Origin of the sequence: Streptomyces sp. MST-110588, from assembly GCF_022695595.1 — a bacterium.
GTDB lineage: Bacteria > Actinomycetota > Actinomycetes > Streptomycetales > Streptomycetaceae > Streptomyces.
In genome coordinates, this window is record NZ_CP074380.1 from 1,753,887 (window position 1) to 1,768,279 (window position 14,393).

At 71.0% G+C, this 14,393-nt stretch carries 11 protein-coding genes and 1 pseudogene; 3 read left to right on the forward strand and 9 right to left on the reverse strand.

Annotated elements, in window-relative coordinates; genetic code table 11:
* Window positions 1–24: 24 nt before the first annotated feature.
* The 3 genes from KGS77_RS07720 to KGS77_RS07730 form a co-directional block, all read right to left on the reverse strand.
* Complete coding sequence (locus KGS77_RS07720) at window positions 25–3,000, reverse strand: polynucleotide kinase-phosphatase (RefSeq protein WP_242579715.1); 2,976 nt, start codon at window positions 2,998–3,000, stop codon at window positions 25–27.
* Window positions 2,997–4,571, reverse strand: coding sequence for a 3' terminal RNA ribose 2'-O-methyltransferase Hen1 (locus KGS77_RS07725; protein WP_242579716.1), 1,575 nt, complete (start codon window positions 4,569–4,571; stop codon window positions 2,997–2,999). The genes KGS77_RS07720 and KGS77_RS07725 overlap by 4 nt, the downstream gene beginning before the upstream one ends.
* Before the next feature lie 1,404 nt (window positions 4,572–5,975).
* Complete coding sequence (locus tag KGS77_RS07730; RefSeq protein ID WP_242579718.1) at window positions 5,976–6,899, reverse strand: LLM class F420-dependent oxidoreductase; 924 nt, start codon at window positions 6,897–6,899, stop codon at window positions 5,976–5,978.
* Between the two features lie 244 nt (window positions 6,900–7,143).
* On the opposite strand from KGS77_RS07730, the gene KGS77_RS07735 reads away from it, so the two are divergent.
* Window positions 7,144–7,356 carry a hypothetical protein gene (locus tag KGS77_RS07735; protein ID WP_242579719.1) on the forward strand — a complete coding sequence of 71 codons (213 nt, stop codon included), beginning with the start codon at window positions 7,144–7,146 and terminating at the stop codon, window positions 7,354–7,356.
* Between the two features lie 61 nt (window positions 7,357–7,417).
* Here KGS77_RS07735 and KGS77_RS07740 read toward each other — a convergent pair whose 3' ends face one another.
* From KGS77_RS07740 to KGS77_RS07760, 5 genes are all read right to left on the reverse strand, one after another.
* Window positions 7,418–7,873 (reverse strand): DUF6099 family protein, encoded by a 456-nt coding sequence (locus KGS77_RS07740; protein ID WP_242579720.1) that lies wholly within the window; start codon window positions 7,871–7,873, stop codon window positions 7,418–7,420.
* Window positions 7,874–8,121: 248 nt separating this feature from the next.
* Window positions 8,122–8,466 carry a nucleotide pyrophosphohydrolase gene (locus KGS77_RS07745; RefSeq protein ID WP_242579721.1) on the reverse strand — a complete coding sequence of 115 codons (345 nt, stop codon included), beginning with the start codon at window positions 8,464–8,466 and terminating at the stop codon, window positions 8,122–8,124.
* A complete protein-coding gene (locus KGS77_RS07750) occupies window positions 8,463–9,869 on the reverse strand; it encodes a biotin transporter BioY (RefSeq protein WP_242579722.1) in 1,407 nt (468 codons plus the stop codon). The genes KGS77_RS07745 and KGS77_RS07750 overlap by 4 nt, the downstream gene beginning before the upstream one ends.
* A gap of 36 nt (window positions 9,870–9,905) precedes the next feature.
* The gene (locus KGS77_RS07755; RefSeq protein ID WP_242579724.1) at window positions 9,906–10,316 is read right to left on the reverse strand and encodes a cell division protein SepF; all 411 of its coding nucleotides are present in this window, start codon (window positions 10,314–10,316) and stop codon (window positions 9,906–9,908) included.
* Between the two features lie 297 nt (window positions 10,317–10,613).
* Window positions 10,614–11,603, reverse strand: a complete 990-nt coding sequence (locus KGS77_RS07760) for a helix-turn-helix domain-containing protein (protein WP_242579726.1) — start codon at window positions 11,601–11,603, stop codon at window positions 10,614–10,616.
* Window positions 11,604–11,752: 149 nt separating this feature from the next.
* On the opposite strand from KGS77_RS07760, the gene KGS77_RS07765 reads away from it, so the two are divergent.
* Window positions 11,753–12,406, forward strand: a complete 654-nt coding sequence (locus tag KGS77_RS07765; protein ID WP_242579727.1) for a DJ-1/PfpI family protein — start codon at window positions 11,753–11,755, stop codon at window positions 12,404–12,406.
* A 28-nt stretch (window positions 12,407–12,434) separates the two neighbouring features.
* On the opposite strand, the gene KGS77_RS07770 is transcribed toward KGS77_RS07765, so the two are convergent.
* Complete coding sequence (locus tag KGS77_RS07770; RefSeq protein WP_242579728.1) at window positions 12,435–12,809, reverse strand: hypothetical protein; 375 nt, start codon at window positions 12,807–12,809, stop codon at window positions 12,435–12,437.
* 444 nt (window positions 12,810–13,253) lie between these two features.
* On the opposite strand from KGS77_RS07770, the pseudogene KGS77_RS07775 reads away from it, so the two are divergent.
* Window positions 13,254–14,195 (forward strand): annotated as a pseudogene (locus KGS77_RS07775) (ATP-binding cassette domain-containing protein); the annotation flags it as partial.
* Between the last annotated feature and the right edge of the window lie 198 nt (window positions 14,196–14,393).

Sequence of the window (14,393 nt, forward strand, 5' to 3'; positions counted from 1 at the left end):
AGCCGCGGGTCCACCGGCTCCGCTTCACAGCCGCGGGTCCACCGGCTCCGACTCCAGCGCCAGTACGCCGAAGACCGCCTCGTGCACCCGCCACAGCGGCTCGCCGTCCGCCAGCCGGTCCAGCGCCTCAAGACCGAGCGCGTACTCGCGCAGCGCCAGCGACCGCTTGTGCCCCAGGTTCCGTGCGCGCAGCCGCTCCAGGTTCTCCGGGCGGGTGTACTCGGGCCCGTAGACGATCCGCAGGTACTCACGCCCGCGGCACTTGACGCCCGGCTGCACGAGCCGCCCGTCCTCCTTGCGTACGTACGCCTCCAACGGCTTGACCACCATGCCCTCGCCGCCCTCCGCGGTGAGGTCCAGCCACCATGCGACGCCGGCCGCGACCGACGCGTCGTCGCCGGTGTCGACCACGAGGCGGCGGGTCGGGGCCAGCAGACGGGTCTCGGCTCCGGTTCCGGTACCGGTCCCGACCCCGGCATCAGTATCGGCTTCGGCCTCGGCCGCTATGAGGCGGTCGATGAGGGCGAGTTGCTCGTCGTGCGGCAGTGTGGCGGCGAGGCTGCGCCCCTGGACCGCGAGGACCTGGAACGGCGCGAGCCGGACGCCTTCCAGCCCGGTCGTTCCGTGGGGCGCGGTGGTTCCGTCCGGCGCGGTCGGCAGGGTCGGCACCGTCGGCAGGGTCGGCCCTACCGGCCCGTCCAGCTCCGTCAGCCCGTCCAGCCCATTCCGTCCGTCCAGCCCGTTCCATCCGGCCTCGCCGGCCCCCGTACGCCAGCAGTAACGCCGGTAGGCCCGTACGAACGCCTCCGCGTCCCCGGCCCGTTCGCGCTGCCGCGCCAGGAGACCGGACACCTCCACCCCCCGCGCGGCGGCCTTCTCCAGCGCCGCCAGCGCGCCGGGGAAGGCGGCGCCGGACGCCGCCCCCACGGCCGCGTACTGCTGCCGCAACAGGCCCGACGCCTTCAGCGACCAGGGCATCAGCTCGGCGTCCAGCAGCAGCCAGTCGGTGGCGAGTTCGTCCCACAGGCCCGCTGCTTCCACGGAGCGGCGCAGCCGCGACAGGAGGTGCCCGGTCCTCGCCGCGTCGTCGAAGAACGGACGGCCCGTACGGGTGCAGACCGCCCCGCCGACGCCCTCCGGCACTCCGAAGCGCTCCCGCGCCGCCTTCTCGTCGCGGCACACCAGGACCACCGCGCGGGAGCCCATGTGCTTCTCCTGGCAGACCACGTGGCGTACGCCGTCCGCCCGGTAGCCGGCGAAGGCTTCCGCCGGGTGCTCCAGATAGCCCTCCACCTTGGAGGTCGCGCACGGCGCCATCGTCGGGGGGAGGTACGGGAGCAGCCGCGGGTCGACCGCGAAGCGGCTCATCACTTCCAGCGCGGCGGAGGCGTTCTCCTCCTTGACCGCGACCCGGCCCATGTGGCGGGTCTCGATGACCCGCTTGCCCCGGACGTCGCCGAGGTCCAGGGGGCGGCCGTCCGCGCCGCCGGGCGCCTCGGCGGCCAGCGGCTTGGCGGGCTCGTACCAGACCTGTTCGGCCGGTACGCCGACCAGTTCCCGCTCGGGCCAGCGCAGCGCGGTCAGCCGGCCGCCGAAGACGCAGCCGGTGTCCAGGCAGATGGTGTTGTTGAGCCAGTGGGCGCGCGGGGTGGGCGTGTGGCCGTAGACGACGGCGGCCCGGCCGCGGTACTCCTCGGCCCACGGGTAGCGCACCGGCAGCCCGAACTCGTCGGTCTCGCCGGTCGTGTCGCCGTACAGCGCGAAGGACCGTACCCGGCCGGAGGTGCGGCCGTGGTACTTCTCGGGCAGCCCGGCATGGCAGACGACGAGCCCGCCACCGTCCAGGACGTAGTGGCCGACCAAGGACCGGACGAAGGCCGCGACACGCTCCCGGAAGCGGGGGGACGCGGGACGGGCGTCCGCCGGGGAGCCGGTACGGGCACCGGCCGCCCCCTCCGCGCCATCCTCGGCCGCTTCCCTGACCGCTTCCCCGGCCGCCTCCTCCTGCTTGACCGCCTCCTTCTCCCTGACCGCCTCCGCCGCCTCCTCCTTGGCCGCCTCGCGCTCCAACTGCTCGATCGTCGCGGCCAGGCCGTGGGAGTGCTGGACCTTGCGGCCCCCGAGATAACGGCCGAGCTTGTTCTCGTGGTTGCCGCAGACGCACAGCGCATGGCCGGCCTCCACCATGCCCATCACCAGCCGCAGCACACCGGGGCTGTCCGGGCCGCGGTCGACGAGGTCACCGACGAAGACCGCCGTACGGCCTTCGGGATGCCGGGCGTCCACGGCGCGGCCCAGGTCATCGCGCGTCAGCTCGTAACCGAGCTCGACGAGCAGGGTCTCCAGCTCCGAGCGGCAGCCGTGGATGTCGCCCACGATGTCGAACGGGCCGGTCAGATGACGCAGGTCGTTCAGCCGCCGCTCGGTGACGACCTCGGCGTCCTCGACCTCCCGCACACCGCGCAGGACGTACACCTTACGGAAGCCCTCACGCTCCAGGTTCTTCAGCGACCGGCGCAGTTCGCGCTGGTGACGCTGGATGACGTGGCGCGGCACCCCGGCCCGCTCGGGCCGTGCCGCGTTGCGCGCGGCGCAGACCTCTTCGGGCAGGTCCAGGACGACGGCGACCGGCAGGACGTCGTGTTCGCGCGCCAGCCGTACCAACTGCGCGCGGGCGTCGGACTGCACGTTCGTGGCGTCCACGACCGTCCGGCGGCCGGCCGCCAACCGCTTTCCCGCGATGTAGTACAGGACGTCGAAGGCGTCGGCACTGGCGCTCTGGTCGTTCTCGTCGTCGCTCACCAGCCCCCGGCAGAAGTCGGAGGAGATCACCTCGGTGGGCCGGAAATGGCGCGCGGCGAAGGTGGACTTGCCGGAGCCGGTCGCCCCGATCAGCACCACGAGGCACAGATCCGGAACACCGACCCTCCGAATGCCCTGCGTCCCTTCGGCCTCACCCTGCGACGGGCCGCCGGCCCCGGAACCGGCCAGGCTACTCATACCAAGCCCCCCTTCTCCTTCTTCTCCTGGCTGTCGTCTCCGTACCCGTGCCCGTGCCCGTCTCTGTCGCCATCGCCATCGCCACCGCCACCGCCCAGCCGGAACACGGCGAGCTGGGTCGGCGGCCCGACCTCGGGGTCCTCATCCCCTACCGGCCGGAACTCCACGACGTACCCGTGCCGCCCGGCCACCCCACGAGCCCACTCCCCGAACTCCTGCCGCGTCCACTCGAAGCGGTGGTCGTGGTGGCGTACGTGCCCGGCGGGCAGCGACTCCCAGCGCACGTTGTACTCCGCGTTCGGCGTCGTCACCACAACGGTGCGCGGCCGGGCCGCGCCGAACACCGCGTACTCCAGTGCCGCCAGCCGCGGCGGATCGACGTGCTCGACGACCTCGCTCAGCACCGCCGCGTCATACCCCTTGAGCCGGCTGTCGACGTAGGCCAACGATCCCTGGAGCAGTCGCACCCGCCGCGCCTGCCGCTCCGGCATCCGGTCCAGCCGCAGCCTGCGGCCCGCCGCATGCAGCGCCCGCATCGAGACGTCCATGCCCACGATGTCGGTGAACTGCCGGTCCGCGAGCAACTCGGACAGCAACTGACCCTGACCGCAGCCCAGGTCCAGCACCCGCGCCGCCCTGGCCGCGCGCAGCTCCGCCATGATTGCCGCGCGCCGGCGTACGGCCAGCGGCACCGGGCGCTCCTCGGTGTCGGCCGCCTCGTCCACGGCGTTGTCGATCTCCTCCACGGCCGTGTCATCCACCTCGGCGAGCCGCGCCAGCTCCGACCGTCCCAACTCCGGCTGCTCGCCCTCTAGTTGTCCTGTTTCCAGCCGCTCCAACGCGTCGCGCGTCAGCTCCCGGCGCCGTGCGAGATAACGGCCGACGATCAGCTCCTGCTCGGGGTGGCCCTCCAACCAGCCCTCGCCCGCACGCAGCAGCTTGTCGACCTCGTCGGCCGTGACCCAGTAGTGCTTGGCGTCATCCAGCACCGGCAGCAGCACGTACAGATGCCGCAGCGCCTCGGAAAGCCGCATCTCGCCGTCCAGCCCGAGCCGTACGTATGGCGAGTCACCCCATTCAGGGAACGTCTCGTCCAGCGCCACCGCCTCGGCCCATACCGCCCACCCCAACGGCTCGAACAATCTGCGTACGAGTTCCGCCCCACCCCGCGCCGGCAGCGCGGGCACCTCGACGCGCAGCGGCAACGCCAGCCCCGGCAATTCGGGTCGGGCCCTGCACTGCCCCCGCATCGCGCTCCCGAAGACGCCACCGAGCGCCACGGCCAGCAGCGACGAGGCAGCATAGGGCCGATCATTCACATACTGCCCCAGCGCCGCGTCCGGCGACCCCCCACGCCCCTTGCCCCGCCCACGACGGACCAGGGCGACCGGATCCACCTCCAGCAGCAGCGCGGCCGTGCACCGGTCCTCGTCCGCCTCGGGATAGAACACATGCGCAGTGCCCTGAGCCGTCGAGAACGCCTGCACCTTTCCGGGATGTTTATGCAGCAAAAACCCCAGATCGGTCGCCGGCCGCCCAACCCCGCCCGAAGTACCTATCGTCAAGAACACCCCACCGAGTATGACCCCACCCCCACCCCACCCCCACCCGATTTCCCCCCTCCCCTCCCCCCACCAGCCCCAACAGCCCCCAGCAACCGGCCACCCCCAGCCCCACAGCAACGCCCCCCGCCCCCACCCAACGCAACCAGCACCCAAAACGCGCCCCCCTTCCCGCAACCAACACCGCCCCCTGAACGCCCCCACCAACCGCCCCTACACCCCCACCCCTTTTGCCCCCTCCCCTCCCCTCCCCTCCCCTCCCTCCCCCCACCACCCCACCCCCTCCCCCTCGCCCACCACCCCCCACACGGCACCCAATGCACGGCACCCAACGCCCACCATCCACCGCACCGAACCCACCGCCCCCAACCCAGCAGACCCCCGCATCCCGACCCGACATCCCGGCTCGACAGGTCCCCGAGTGCGACCCGGCAGGTGCCCACCTCTCGGCTCGTCAGGTCCCGCGCCCACAGCTCGACGAGTCCTCGCCCTCGCCCGGCAAGCCCTCACCCCAGCCCGGCGGAACCTCATCCCTCGGCCCGGCAGCCCCCGCCCACGGCCCGACGGGTCCCCACCCCCAGCCCAGCAGCCCCCGCCCACGGCCCGACGGGTCCTCGCCAGGACCGAACCCTCACCACGCCCCTTGCAGGCTCCCGCCCACCGCCCAGCGGGGCCCACCCCTCGGCCCGGCAGATCCCCGCCCACGGCCGACGGGTCCGTCCCCGCCAGGACCGGCAGGTTTCTGGCTCCTGTCTGCCTCAGGCGTGAGGCCGACCGCCTTGCGCCGGCGCCCATGCCGCAAGGCTGTACGACCTCGGCCTCCACCCGAACCGAGCAGTTGCCCGGGCATAGCTCGCCCAAGCCATGGCTGTCCGGGGCTGCGCGCCCAGGAATGAAGCCCTCCAGGACTGCGCAGCGGCGACTACTGCCCGGCGGCTACGGCTCTCTCCCCCCCCCCTCCCCCCTCCCCTCTCTTCCCTCTCCCCTGAGCAGTCTCTTCGGACCCACGCGACCCGGTGCCGGGCCGCTTCGGGTCGGGTTTGTCGCGACTCGGGTCGCGGTGACTCGAGTCGCCCCTTCACCATCCCGGCGCCCCGGCTCGGCCCGGTCTGGTCTGTCCCGACCCTCGCGCCTCCCCGGGCCGCGCCTCCCCGGGCCGCACCCGCCCGAGTCGCGCCGCCCCGGCTCGGGCGACCGCGGCCCGTGCAGCCCTGCCCCGGGCTGCGACGTATCGGGCTGCCACGTCTCTGGCCTCGGTTCCTCCACCCACCCCCACGTCGGCCGGTCGGGATGGGCTGCCTTGCCGTTGGATGGTGCGGACATCCGTACGGTGGTTCGGGGATACGGCGGCCTGGGGCGCCGCCGGGTAGGGACAGGTGGTGGTAGCTGCCGCGCGACGCAGGGCGGTTGGGGTCAGGTGAGTTGGGTCTGCACCTGTGCGGAGATGAGTTCGAGGTGGTCCAGGTCGTCGAGGTCCAGCATCTGCAGGTACACCCGGGACGCTCCGATGGCGGCGTACCGTCCGATCTTGTCGACGACCTCGGCGGGCGAACCCGCCAGACCGTTGGCCTTCAGTTCATCCACCTCCCGTCCGATGGCCGCGGCACGCCGCGCCACCTCAGCGTCGTTCCTGCCCACGCAGGCCACGAGTGCGTTCGAGTACACCAGGTCATCGCCCTTGCGCCCGACGGCTTCGGCTGCCGCCCGCACCCGTCCGAACTGGCGCTCGCTGTCTTCGAGCGAGGCGAAGGGGATGTTGAACTCGTCCGCGTACTGCGCCGCGAGCCGCGGAGTCCGGGTCGCGCCGTGCCCGCCGATCAGAACCGGCACCTTGTCTTGAGCGGGCTTGGGCAGTGCGGGTGACTTCTCCAGTTGGTAGTACCTGCCGTCGTAGCTGAACTCCTCTCCGGTCCCGGTCGACCACAGACCGGTGATGATCGCCAGTTGCTCTTCCAGTCGCGCGAACTTCTCCTTGGGGAACGGGATGCCGTACGCCCGGTGCTCCTCCTCGAACCAGCCGGCTCCGAGGCCCAGCTCCACCCGTCCGCCCGACATCTGGTCCACCTGTGCCACCTGGATGGCCAGCACACCCGGGAGACGGAAGGTGCCCGCCGTCATCAGCGTCCCGAGGCGGATGCGCTCGGTCTCCCGGGCCAGGCCCGCGAGAGTGATCCAGGCGTCGGTCGGGCCCGGCAACCCGTCCGCGTTGCCCATGGCCAGGTAGTGGTCGGAACGGAAGAAGGCGTCGAAGCCGAGGTCCTCGGTGGCCTTGGCCACCGTGAGCAGGGTGTCGTAGGAGGCCCCCTGCTGGGGCTCCGTGAAAATGCGTAGGTCCATGCCTCCATCCTGCACGCTGAGATGTGCGTCAATCGTCAGTACTGGCCCTACGACAGACTTCCTCCCTCGGGTGAATATTCGTCAACACGTCGCAACCGGGCGTCCCTGCCAGTGACCGCGGCGATCGTAGATCGTTGGCGAGAGCGGAGCCGGGCAACACCGGTACCCAGGCGTCGGCGACCGTTGCCGACATCGTCACCCGCGACACTGCCTCCCCTGCGGAGGCCAGGGCCGAGGAGGCCGTATGACCCAGGAAGTCAGAGCCGAAGAAGCCGCCGTGCCGCAGCAGCAAGGCGCCCCCAAAGGACTGCTGCAGCAGATGGACGAGCTGATGGCCGCCCTCAATGCCGACCTCTCCGACCTCAGCATCGGCCTCCGCTCCCCGGCTTCTTATCCGGCCGGCGATGACACCACCTCCAGTTCCTCCCCTCGCACCGACCTGTCAGACGCGCCCTGATTCCCGGACTGCCTCCGCGACCCTATGGAGCCCGGCCGGTACCGGCCGGGTCGAGCCGGGGTCACGCCGGGTCCCGGTCCCGCACCGCGAGCTGTTTCAATATCGCGGACACCCGGTCCCGCGACTCGTCGGCCGCATCCATCGCCTCGACGCAGGTCCAGTACATCCCTTCCTCGTCCGCCGCGCAGACCACGCCGACCAGCGCCTCGCACACCTCCCCGAGCAGTCCGGACAGACTCGTCAGGGTGGCTTTGGTATCCCGTACTTCGGAGAGCTGGGCCGCCCGCAGCCCTCCCGCCCTTGACACCGGAAACACCGGCGTCCCACCCGATCTCCCTCCCGCGTCACCCAATCCCTCCGCACGGGACCGGACTTCATGCGGCCCGGCTGTCGCGAGATGGCTGCCGACCGCCTCCGCCAAAGCCTGCGCCTGCCATGCCTCGACGACGACCTCGTGAACCGTCCGTGCCTTCGCCAGACCGCACCGACTGGCCGCGATGATGCGCACCGCGTCCATCCGCGCCCCCTCCCTCAATCGTCGCCGACTGTGCCGCTCCCGTCGTTCATTACCCAGCGTGACGCCGAGTCGCCGAAAAGGCCAGAGGAATTCGCAAATCTATGGACAACTAAGACGGTGTGGAGAGATCCGTCACTCCATAGAGTGACAATCGGCTCCATCCTCTTGCACGAACCGACCGAATCGCTCACCGCGCCACCCAGCCTCCCCGGCGGCGCTTCAGCGCTCGGACCTGTTCCGCTACCGGATCATCCGCCCTGTCCCGTCCTGCCCGGCCCGGCGGGGAAGCGCGTCTCGTTCCGCTCGATCTTCGCCGCGAGCGCCGCCAGCACATCGATGCCGAGCACCTCGCAGAACTGCAACAGGTACGCCAGGACATCGGCGACCTCGTCCTCGACCCGGCCGGCCGTGCCCGGGTCGGACATGACCTTCGCCGATTCCTCCGGGGTCAGCCATTGAAAGATCTCGACCAGTTCGGACGCCTCGACGCTAAGCGCCGCGGCCAGGTTCTTGGGGGTGTGGTACTGCTGCCAGTCCCGGGCGGCGGCGAACTCCGCCAGCCGCCGCTGCAATGCGTGAAGATCCTCGTTCATGCCCCTAGGTGTAGCACCCGCACGCCGGGCAGCCCCTCCACGGCCGAGGCGTCCCGTACCGTCCCCAGCAGTCTGATGTGCCCGCGCTCGACCATCCGTACGGCGAGTGCCAGCAGTGCGCGCGCCTGCCGCCGGTCCAGGCAGCGGTCCAGGCCGTCCGCCACCACCGTCAGCACCTGCCTCGCCGAGGGCACCTCGGCCACCGGGTCCATCGCGAGCACTCCCGGCCCGGTGAGGAGGACCAGCGCCAGCGCCAGGTACCGCAGTTCGCCGTCCCCCAGCCGTTCCACCGGCGTGGCTCCCAGTTCTCCCCGCTCGATCAGGGCGCGTACGGCACCCGCCCCAGCGCCCGGGCCCAGGCCGGTGCCCGTACCGGGGCCGGCGCTCCCGCCCGAACCATCACGGGCACCGGCACCGGCCCCTGTACTCATGCCCGTCCTTAGGCCCGCGCGTTCCGCCGCCCCGGCCGTCCGCACCGCCTCCGTCCGCAGCCCCTCCACGGGGCCGACGCATCCCTCCCGTACCGCCTCGACCAACGCCGCGTGCCGTCGCACGCACTCACGACTCGTACGTTCCAGCACGGCCGGGAGGTTGTCGCACGTACCGCGCAGCCGCCCGTCACCGAAATCGCCGGCGCCCCGGACCGGCCCCGTCCCGTGGGCCCTGCCCCCACCGCCGCTTCCTCCCCCGCCACTTCCCCCACCGCCGCTTCCCCCACCGCCTTCCCTGACGCACCCGCCGGCCTCGCCACTCCTCGGGCTCGCCGCCCCCACGGCCTTTCGCATGACTTCCGGACGCGGGTCGCAGGCGAAGACCGACCGCAGCGCGACCACCACCTGCTCCGCCGCGGCCAACACCAGCCGCTGGCCTTCCGTCTTGCCGGCCACGCGCAGCGGCAGCAGGGCCGTACCGAGCAGGTCGTCGGGCAGCGGCGCACGTGTCACCGGCGTCATGCCGGCCGTGTGCCAGGCGGCCTGGACGGCACGGCGCTCCGGGTCGGTCAGGGCCGTGGACAGCAGGGTCCTACCGCCGCCGGTCAATCGCTCGCCCACGATGCGCAGTTCCGGTTCGGCCTGTACGGCGAGATCGAGCGTGACCGGACCGGCCGGACCGTCGACCGTACAGCCGATGCGGAAACCGCGCCGTCGCTGCCCGTCCGGCCGCGCCCACTGAGGAACGCACCCGGCCGGCTCGCCCGTCACCGCGGTCACGGCACGCTCCAGTCTGGCCCCGCTGCCGAGCCGCGCGAGGATCTCGTACGCCTGGAGGGCGCTTGTCTTGCCGCTGCCACTGGGCCCGGTCAGGAGGGTCAGCGGTTCCAGCGGCAGGTTCACACCACGGTGTGTCTTGAAGGCGGACAGCCGTAGCGCGGTGACCGCCGGACGAGCACTGTCAGTGTCCATATGCGGACGGTATGCAACACCCGGGCAGGAAAACCGTTACGCCTTAAATGTCTTCCTACGATCGAGGTACAGCGCTGCCGTGCGGCTCCTCCACCTCGGTCCCGCGGGCGCGAGCAGGAAGACGTTGGTGTCCACGCGGTGCATGCCGCTGCCGAGCCCGAAGACGACACCGCTGGCGAAATCCAGGATGCGTTTGGCGACGTCGGTGTCCGCGCTGGTGAGGTCGAGCAGTACGGGGAGCTGCGCCATCAAGTACTCGGCGACTTCCCGGGCGTCGGCGAAGGTCTGGACGCGGATGACGACGAAACGCCGCGCCGCCTCACTTTCCTCCTCCTCTTCGGGGAGGGCACGGTGGTCGGGCCAGGACGGCCACTCGGCACCGCCGCGCAGAGGCACGACCTCCGCGAGCCCCTCCCACTGTTCGTCGGTGGCATCGGGCCCCTTCACCGAATCACCTCGTACAGCGCCACGCCGGGTACCTGGGACGTCTGGGATATCTGCATCACGCAATTCTAGGGATGAACACATATACCTCGCCGGACGCGACACACGCACGAGGCCGTCGGCCCGCCCCTCGCCACGCCGCACGATGGCCACTGACCTGCGCCGGCGCCGTACCCCGCGTACCGTACCGAGCCCCGTCCCGCCTTCACCCGTCCTCGCCCCCGCCCTTGACTTTCTCCCTCTGCCCTCTCCTCCTTCCCCTCCCACCCCCGCCTTATCCCCCTTTCCCCCATGTCACGATCACATCGACTGATTGCGTCCACTCGTCGACGGAATCGGCTCCGGCCGCGCGCCTTGGAATGAGCGGCGGTAGGAGTACGGGGTGGTGCCCACCACGCGTTTGAAGCGGTCGCGGAAGGCGGTGGCGGAGCCGAAGCCGGACCGGGTGGCGATGCGGTCGACCGGGTGGGTGGTGGTCTCCAGGAGGTGCTGGGCGCGGCGGATCCGCGCCCGGTGCAGCCATTGGAGCGGGGTGGTGCCGGTCTGGTCACGGAAGCGGCGGTTGAGGGTGCGGGTGCTCATACCGGCGCGGGCGGCTATCTCATGCAGGGTCAGATCCTGTTCGGCGTGCTCCTCCATCCAGCGCAGCAGCGGCTCCATCGTCGATCCGGCCGGGGCCGGCGGCTGATCGTGGACGATGAACTGGGCCTGCCCGCCCTCGCGTTCCAGAGGCATCACGGAGAGCCGCGCGGCGTCGGCAGCCGTCGCGGACCCGTGGTCCCGGCGGATGATGTGCAGACACAGGTCGAGGCCGGCGGCGGCTCCGGCGGAGGTCAGGAACTGTCCGTTGTCGACGTACAGCACGTCCGGGTCGACCGTGACGTCAGGGTGACGGGCGGCCAGGAGGGAGGCCGCCGACCAGTGGGTGGTGGCCCGCAGGCCGTCCAGGAGACCGGTGGCGGCCAGGATGAAGGCGCCGGAGCAGATGGAGGCGATTCGGGTCCCTTTGCCCGCCGCGTCTCGCAGGGCCCGCAGGACCTCGGCCGGTATGGGGGCGGTGGGGTCGGTGCAGCCGGGCAGCACGATCGTGTCCGTCTCCGCCAGCGCCTCCAGGCCCCATGGTGCGCGGAGGACGAACGTTCCGGCGTCGATCTCCTGGGACGCCGCACAGATCCGTACGCGATAGGGCGTGCTGCCATCGGGGAGCCGGGTCCGGGTGAAGACCTCTATGGGAGTGGCGAGATCGAACGGGATGACGCCGTCAAGGGCGAGAACGGTGAGCGTGTGCATGGCTCGACGGTAAGCGTACGGGGACGGTGCCTGGCGAGAATCCGTTGAGGTGTGGCAATCACGCCACTATGGGCGTCCCCGGGTCCCGTCTAGCGTCGGTTCCGGCACCCGGTCGCGGGGCCGCCGTCTCCCGGAAGGACTGATGCACCATGCACGTCCAGTTCGTGTTGTTCGATGGGTTCGATCCTCTGGATGTCGTCGCTCCCTATGAGGTGCTGTACGCGGGAGGGCTGGCCGGCGGTGGGGCGGTGAGCGTCGAGATGGTGTCGGCGGAGGGGGCGCGGGAGGTGCCGAGCGGTACGGTCCCGCTGTCCTTGCGGGCCACCGGCCGGCTCGATCCGGAGCGCGCGGACCTGGTGGTCGTCCCCGGAGCGTCCGGCCGTATCGCGGAGTCGGGAGCGGCCGAAGAGGCCATTGTCGACATATTGGCTCGCAGCATACGGTCCGAACTGGCGGGGCTGCTGAAGACGGCCTACGACAAACCAGGGCTGACGGTGGCCACGGTGTGCGGCGGGTCCGTCGTACTGGCGATGGCCGGACTGATCAAGGGCCGTCATGTGACGTCGCACCACTCGGCGATGTCGCAGTTGGAAGCCGCCGGGGCGATTGCCGTCGATGCCCGGGTCGTCGACGACGGGGACCTGGTCACCGGGGCGGGTGTCACCTCCGGCCTGGACCTCGGCCTGTATCTGCTCGAACGCGAACTGGGCCCACGCGTCGCACACTCCGTCGAGCAGCTTTTCGCCTATGAGCGCCGTGGCACGGTGTGGCGCGCGCAGGGACTGGCCCCTACGCCGATCTGACGCCCCGGAGCGCCTGTAGGGGCACCCGTCAGATCTCCAAAGACGCCTCTATCTCGCGCAGTTGCGCTCTGGCCTGGTCAAGTTCGCAATCTCTGCGGTCCAGAACCAGGTAGATGAAAATCCCCTGGAGCCTGCGCTGCATGACCGGCCGGATGAGGTGGTACTCCTTGGTGAGGGTGATCAGGATGTCTTCGACGCTGTCGACGGAGTAGCCGAGGCTTTCGAGGGTACGGAGCTTGGCACGTACGACATCCGTGTCGCCGATGCCGGCTTCGTGCAGGTCGAAGCCCACACCCCCGTCGATGGCGGCCAGCGTGACCCTGCTGTAGTAGTCCACGATGGCCGAACCGAGCGCGCCCTTGATGGTCATCACGTCCTGGAGCGCATTGCGCACCCGCTCCATCGTGCCCACCTCTCCCCAGGAGTGATCTTCGGCTCGACAGACGTCAGGCCACGCCGACGAACGAACTACTATCAGTGAAAGCCATATTACTGCGGGCGATCCCCCACGGAGCGGCTTTCATCGGGCCTCGTCGCCGGGCGGCGGATTCGTCCAGGCCGGGCGGGGTGGAGCGAGGCCACGGCGGGCCTCCGGCGCGGTCGGCCCGCCCAGCACACCGAGCACACCCGGTCCGCTCCGCCCGCCCGGCGAACCGGATGCCCGGCGAACCGGACGCCTCCACAGACCGCGTGACCTCGCGCATCCTCGTACGACCCGCACCAACTCGGCACCAGCGACCCAGCCCCAGCTAATCAAACTTGACCAGTCGGATCGACGCGAGTACGGTGACGCCCTCACTAGTCAACATTGACTACTCAATCGCTCCGAGAAGTGGAGGCCAGTGCCTTGAAGGAGCACACCCACGCGATCCTCGTCGAGGACCTACGGAAGAGGTACGGCGACAAAGCGGCTCTTTCCGGTCTCGATCTCACCGTCGGCACGGGCACCGTTCACGGGGTGCTCGGGCCCAACGGCGCCGGAAAGACCACACTCGTCAGGATCCTCTCCACACTGGTGCGGTACGACGGCGGCCGGGCGGAGGTGGCCGGCCACGACGTGATGAAGCAGGCGGAGGACGTCCGTTACCGCATCGGCCTGCTCGGCCAGCACGCAGCCGTGGACGAGGAGCTCAGCGGCCGGCAGAACCTGGAGATGTTCGGCCGCCTGTACCATCTGGGCGCGCGCCGGGCAGCGCGCCGCGCCACCGAACTGCTGGAACGGTTCGGCCTGGCCGGCGCCGGCACCAAGCCGGTGAAGCAGTTCTCGGGCGGCATGCGGCGACGGCTGGACCTGGCCGCCGGGCTGATCACATCACCCCAGGTGCTCCTGCTCGACGAGCCGACGACCGGGCTGGATCCCCGTGGCCGTACCGAGGTCTGGAACGCGGTCCGCTCCCTGGTCGGCGGCGGTACGACCGTACTGCTCACGACCCAGTACCTGGAGGAGGCCGACCAGCTCGCCGACCGGATCTCGATCGTCGACAACGGCAAGGTCATCGCCGAGGGGACCGCCGACCAGCTCAAGTCCCGGCTCGGCGGCGACCGTATCGATGTCGTCGTACGGCGCGGCGAGCAGGTGGCCGCGGTGGCGGCCGTGGTCGCCCGGGCGGCCGGAGCGGGCGGCGCGGTGGAGAGCGACGAGGACGGCCGCCGCGTCAGCGCGCCGGTGAGCGACCGGATCGCGGCGCTCACCGGCACCGTCCGGGCCCTGTCCGCGGCGGGCATCGAGGCCGAGGACATCGCCCTGCGCCGTCCCACCCTCGACGAGGTGTTCCTCCACCTCACCGGACATCCGGCGAACTCCCCGGTCCGTCCGGGAAAAGCACGCGGACCGCGACGTCGCGGAACACAACCGCCACGTCCCGGAACGCAACCGCCACGTCGCGGCACACGACCGCCACGTCCCGGCAAGAGCCCGACGACTCCCGAGAGGAGGCCGCGATATGAGCGGTACGCCGTCCCGGCAACCGGTGTCATCGAAGCCGCC